Source organism: Micromonospora sp. KC606 (assembly GCF_004348675.1).
In the GTDB taxonomy this organism is placed as follows: domain Bacteria; phylum Actinomycetota; class Actinomycetes; order Mycobacteriales; family Micromonosporaceae; genus Micromonospora.
Map to the genome: position 1 here is coordinate 1 of NZ_SMKN01000304.1, position 5331 is coordinate 5331.

The 5331-nt window shown below is 72.1% G+C and carries 4 protein-coding genes; all 4 read right to left on the reverse strand.

Features of this window, described 5'->3' with window-relative positions; translation table 11 throughout:
* The coding region (locus E1193_RS29790; RefSeq protein ID WP_207922923.1) for a hypothetical protein at positions 1 to 767 on the reverse strand (767 nt) is incomplete at its 3' end.
* A gap of 90 nt (positions 768 to 857) precedes the next feature.
* The gene (locus E1193_RS29795) at positions 858 to 1868 is read right to left on the reverse strand and encodes a hypothetical protein (protein ID WP_132186475.1); all 1011 of its coding nucleotides are present in this window, start codon (positions 1866 to 1868) and stop codon (positions 858 to 860) included.
* Positions 1869 to 1983: 115 nt separating this feature from the next.
* Positions 1984 to 2367: a hypothetical protein gene (locus E1193_RS29800; RefSeq protein WP_132186476.1), complete on the reverse strand. Its 384-nt coding sequence runs from the start codon at positions 2365 to 2367 to the stop codon at positions 1984 to 1986.
* 156 nt (positions 2368 to 2523) lie between these two features.
* Positions 2524 to 5115, reverse strand: a complete 2592-nt coding sequence (gene clpB, locus E1193_RS29805) for an ATP-dependent chaperone ClpB (protein ID WP_132186477.1) — start codon at positions 5113 to 5115, stop codon at positions 2524 to 2526.
* Positions 5116 to 5331 lie beyond the last annotated feature (216 nt).

Here is a 5331-nt window from a genome sequence, read left to right on the forward strand (position 1 = left end):
GTTGAGGGGGGCTCGGCCGACTGGGGCGGCGGGGCCTGCCACTCGGTGCCGCCCGACGGCTGCGCCTGGCCCGGAGCCGTCGGGTAACCGGGCTGGCCGGAAGCCGGCGGGTAACCCGGCTGGCCGGAAGCCGGCGGGTAACCCGGGGTGGCCGGGTAGCCGGGATAGGCGGCACCAGGAGCGGGTGGTTCCCAGGCCGGCTGCGGCTTGCGGAAGAACTCGTTGGCCTTCGGCAGCGCCAGCAGGATCAGCGCCACCAGCAGGGACAGCAGCGTGAGCACCGCCAGCAGGGTGGTCACCGGGGTGTACCAGGACGGCAGGGCCTCCTCCATCCGGCGGGCGATCTCCTCGCCGCTGGGCATGTCACCGTCCGTCGGGCCGCCGGTGCCGAAACCGTTGGCGAACCCGCTGGCGGTGCTGAGGCCGCAGCAGCAGAACACGATGCCGCCGAGCACCCAGGTCGCGATCCGGGTGCCGTTCGCGCCACGGTTGTTGAACAGGCCGAGCACGGCGAGCACGATCGCCAGCAGCAGCCCGACGATGGCGCCACCGATCACGAACGCCATGGCGAAGGTGGCGACGTCCTGCGCGCCGTTCGCGGCGGTGCCGCGATAGGCGTCGTCGAGCACGTTGCGAATGGTGCCGGCGGTTGTCAGCGCGATGATCAGGTTGATCACCTGGAGCAGGGCGAACAGAATCAACAGGTAGCTGGAAATCGTCACCACGGCCGGCCGGGCGCGGGCCGGTGTGTGCTGGGAATCGACCACGATTCTCCTTCCCTTGGATCGCGCCCACACCGTATCCACTCCCGCCCACCCGCGCGCGCCGGACGCTCGGGAGCGGCGGCGTCGGCCGGTTCAGCCGGCCTCGGCGCGGACCCGCCGGTGTTCGCCGGTCACCACCGCGAGCAGGAAGAGGTCCACCGCCAGCGTGGCCACCGCGCCGAACTGGTTGACCGTGAAGTTGAAGATCTGGCCGAACAGCAGGTTGACCAGAAGCGCCAGCTTGAACAGCCGAAACGCGCCGGCCCGGTCATGGCGCAGCAGGAACGCCGCCCGGACGCCCAGCACCGCGGCGACCAGCGCGGCGGCGGACACGCCGAGCACCGCGCCCCACTCCCGCACCTCGTCCAGCCGGCCGGTCACCCCGTCCACCAACACGGACCCCACGTTGACTACCGGCTCGACGACCAGATAGACCACCACCAGCGCGACCACCCAGCGCGCCCTGATCAGGCGCACCGCCCCGGCGCGCAGCCGGGCCAGCCAGGGTTGCCAGAACCGGCGGGGTGGCGGCTCCCGGCGCGGCACCGCGTCGAGCAGCTGGGACACCGCGTACTCGACCTCCGGGCCGGCACCGCGCACCATTCGCAGGGTGGTGACCCGGCGGCGGTCGGTCAGCCCTCGGCCCACCCCGCCCACCACCGTGTCCAGGGCGTTCGCCACCCGCTCTCCGGAGGTGAGCGTCATCCGGTCGCGGACCGCTTGCGTGATCACCACGAGTAGGGCGAAGACCGCGTAGATGATGGAGGCCGCCGGCCGGTAGAAGTAGTCGGTGCCGGCGGTGACGAACTTGCCCACCTCGTCGATGAAGAGGCCGAAGCCGGTCCCGCCGACGATCGCGCCGGCCATCCGGGCCGCGCCGCCGAGGAAGACCAGCGCCACGCCCAGCCCGACGGCCATCAGCAGGCCGCCCCAGAGCACGTGGGCGATGTGCAGGCCACCCCCGCCGATCTGCGGATAGCCGGTCGCCCTGAGGTAGGCCCGGGTGACCAGCACCGTCGCCACTCCGGCGAGCACGAACCCCTGGAGGTACCCCGCGGCCTCCACCGCACGCGGCGGGAGACGGCGACGGCGCGACGGTGACATCGGTCCGAGACTAGTGGCCACACCACCCGTTCCGGCGGCGAAGCTCACATGCGCCAGACAGTGGTGTCCCAACTGCCTGACACTCCACGTTGCCGCAACTTTTCTCGGGCCGAGGTCAGGCTCCGGCGAGCCGGTCGGCGGCGTAGGCACGCAGGGTTGCACTGCCCATCACGCAGCCAGTGAACGTGGTGAACCCGCCCGGTTCGTCGCGCAAAGCGGCCCAGGCATCCCTGGCGGCGGCCGGATCGACGCGTTCCAGCAGCGTCGCCGCGTACGCCTTCCCGGCCGGCGAGCCACGCCGCAGCAGCCGGTCGACCTGCCTGCGGGCCTCCACCGGGTGCGCGGCTAGGGCCGCCTCGACCCGCTGGTACGCCTCCGTCGCGGGCAGCAGCGTGCCCGCGATTCCCACCCCGCCGAACGCCACGGTGTCCGCCCCGGCCAGTTCCCGCACCGCGGTGTCCAACTCCCGTGCCCAGCCTGGCTTGCCGATCCCGACCATGCCTCCATCCTTTCCCCACCCGGCCACCCCACTCCCCGGAGCTGCCCTGTGGGTCGGGGGATTTCTGGTCCCGGCCGGGAACCTCGGGATCGGCAGAGGCAGGGCGGGCTGGGGCCGGCCCCGCCGGAGCAGGCGGGACCGGCCCCACGGTCGGAGTCAGGCGGCGGTGACGGAGAGGGAGTCCTTCACGTCGGCCAGGTCGACCCGGACCGTGTCGCCGTCTCGGATCTGGCCGGCGAGCAGCGCCTTGGCGAGCTGGTCGCCGATGGCCGACTGGACCAGCCGGCGCAGCGGGCGGGCCCCGTAGATCGGGTCGTACCCGTGCTCGGCGAGCCAGCCACGGGCGGAGTCGCTGACGTCCAGCGCCATCCGACGGTCGGCGAGTCGCCGGCGCAGCCGGCCGAGCTGGATGTCGACGATGGCCCGCAGGTCGTCGCCCCGAAGCGTGGCGAAGACCACGATGTCGTCGAGGCGGTTGAGGAACTCCGGCTTGAAGTGCGAGCGGACCACCGCGAGCACCCCCTCGCGGCGCTGCTCCTCGGCCAGCGTCAGGTCGCCGATCACCGACGACCCCAGGTTGGAGGTGAGGATCAGGATCGCGTTGCGGAAGTCGACCGTGCGCCCCTGACCGTCGGTGAGTCGGCCGTCGTCGAGCACCTGGAGCAGGATGTCGAAGACATCCGGGTGGGCCTTCTCGACCTCGTCCAGCAGGATCACCGAGTACGGGCGGCGGCGCACCGCCTCGGTGAGCTGGCCGCCCTCCTCGTAGCCGACGTACCCGGGCGGGGCGCCGACCAGGCGGGCGACGGAGTGCTTCTCGCCGTACTCGCTCATGTCGATGCGGACCATGGCCCGCTCGTCGTCGAAGAGGAACTCGGCGAGCGCCTTCGCCAGCTCGGTCTTGCCGACGCCGGTGGGGCCGAGGAAGAGGAAGCTGCCGGTCGGGCGGTCCGGGTCGGCCACGCCGGCCCGCGCCCGGCGGACCGCGTCGGAGACCGCGCCGACTGCCTCGGCCTGGCCGACCACCCGGGCCCGCAGCGACTCCTCCATCCGGAGCAGCTTGGCGGTCTCGCCCTCCAGTAGCCGCCCTGCGGGTATACCGGTCCAGGAGGCCACGACGGCGGCGATGTCGTCCGCGCCGACCTCCTCCTTGAGCATCGCGCCGTCGGCCTGGAGGCGGGCCAGTTCCTCCTCGGCCCGCGCCAGCTCGGCCTTGAGTGCGGGGATGCGGCCGTAGCGCAGCTCGGCGGCGCGTTCCAGCTCGCCGTCGCGTTCGGCCCGCTCGGCCTCGCCGCCGAGCCGTTCCAGCTCTTCCTTGGCGGTGGAGAGCTTGGTGATGTGGTCCTTCTCCAGCTTCCACCGCTCGGAGAGCGCGGTGAGCTGCTCACGCTTGTCTGCCAGCTCCTTGCGCAGCCGTTCCAGCCGCTCGGCGGAGGCGGCGTCCGGCTCCTTGGCCAGCGCCATCTCCTCGATCTCCAGCCGGCGGACCGCCCGCTCGATCTCGTCCACCTCGACCGGCCGGGAGTCGATCTCCATGCGTAGCCGGGACGCGGACTCGTCGACCAGGTCGATCGCCTTGTCGGGCAGGAACCGGTCGGTGATGTAGCGGTCGGAGAGCGCGGCGGCGGCGACCAGTGCCGCGTCGGTGATGCGGACGCCGTGGTGCACCTCGTAGCGTTCCTTCAGGCCCCGCAGGATGCCGATGGTGTCCTCGATGGTCGGCTCGCCGACGAGCACCGGCTGGAAGCGGCGCTCCAGCGCCGGATCCTTCTCGATGTGCTCGCGGTACTCGTCCAGGGTGGTCGCGCCGACCATCCGCAGCTCGCCGCGGGCCAGCATCGGCTTGAGCATGTTGCCGGCGTCCATCGAGCCCTCGCCCTTGCCGGCGCCGACGACGGTGTGCAGCTCGTCGAGGAAGGTGATGACCTGCCCGTTCGAGTTCTTGATCTCCTCCAGGACGGACTTCAACCGTTCCTCGAACTGCCCCCGGTAGGACGCGCCGGCGACCATCGCGCCGAGATCGAGCGAGACGAGCTTCTTGTCCCGCAGCGACTCGGGCACGTCACCGGCGACGATGCGCTGGGCCAACCCCTCGACGATGGCGGTCTTGCCGACGCCCGGCTCACCGATCAGCACCGGGTTGTTCTTCGTCCGCCGGGACAGCACCTGGATCACCCGGCGGATCTCCGAGTCCCGGCCGATCACCGGATCGATCTTGCCGTCGCGGGCGCTGGCGGTCAGGTCGACGCCATACTTCGCCAGGGCCTGGTAGGTCTGCTCGGGGTCGGCGGTGGTGACCCGCCGGTCCCCGCCGCGTACGGTCGGGAAGGCGGCGACCAGGTTCTCCTCGGTGGCGCCGGCGGCCTTGAGCGCGCCGGCGACCGCGCCGCCGACCCGGGCCAGGCCGGCGAGCAGGTGCTCGGTGGAGGTGTACTCGTCGCCGAGCGGCCGGGCGATCTGCTCGGCGGCGCCGATGGCGTTGACGAACTCGCGGGCCAGGGTGGGCTCGGCGATGCTGGAGCCGCGTGCGGCGGGCAACGCGTCGACCGCCCGTTGGGCGACCCGGCGCAGCTCGGTGGCGTCGGCTCCGGCAGCGCGCAACAGGCCGGCGGCGGTCGACCCCTCGGTGTCCAGCAGGGCCAGCAACAGGTGCCAGGGCTCCACGGTGGCGTGGCCGCGCCGGTTGGCCAGGGCGACGGCCCCGCTGATGGTCTCGCGGCTCTTGGTGGTGAGGCGTTCGGTGTTCATGGGCTCCCCCGGATCGGCGTTCCACCAGGTATCGACACAACCAGAGTTGAGCGTATTCCACTCAACTCTAGCGGTGTGAGTCAGATCACTCTTCGGTGATGACCACCCGGATCCACCGCCGGTCGAGCCGGTCCCCCACGCCGAGCAGTACCTCACCGGGCAGACCGGTCGCCGCCAGCGTGTCGTCCGCCAGCGCCCACAGGTGGTGCCCCGGGC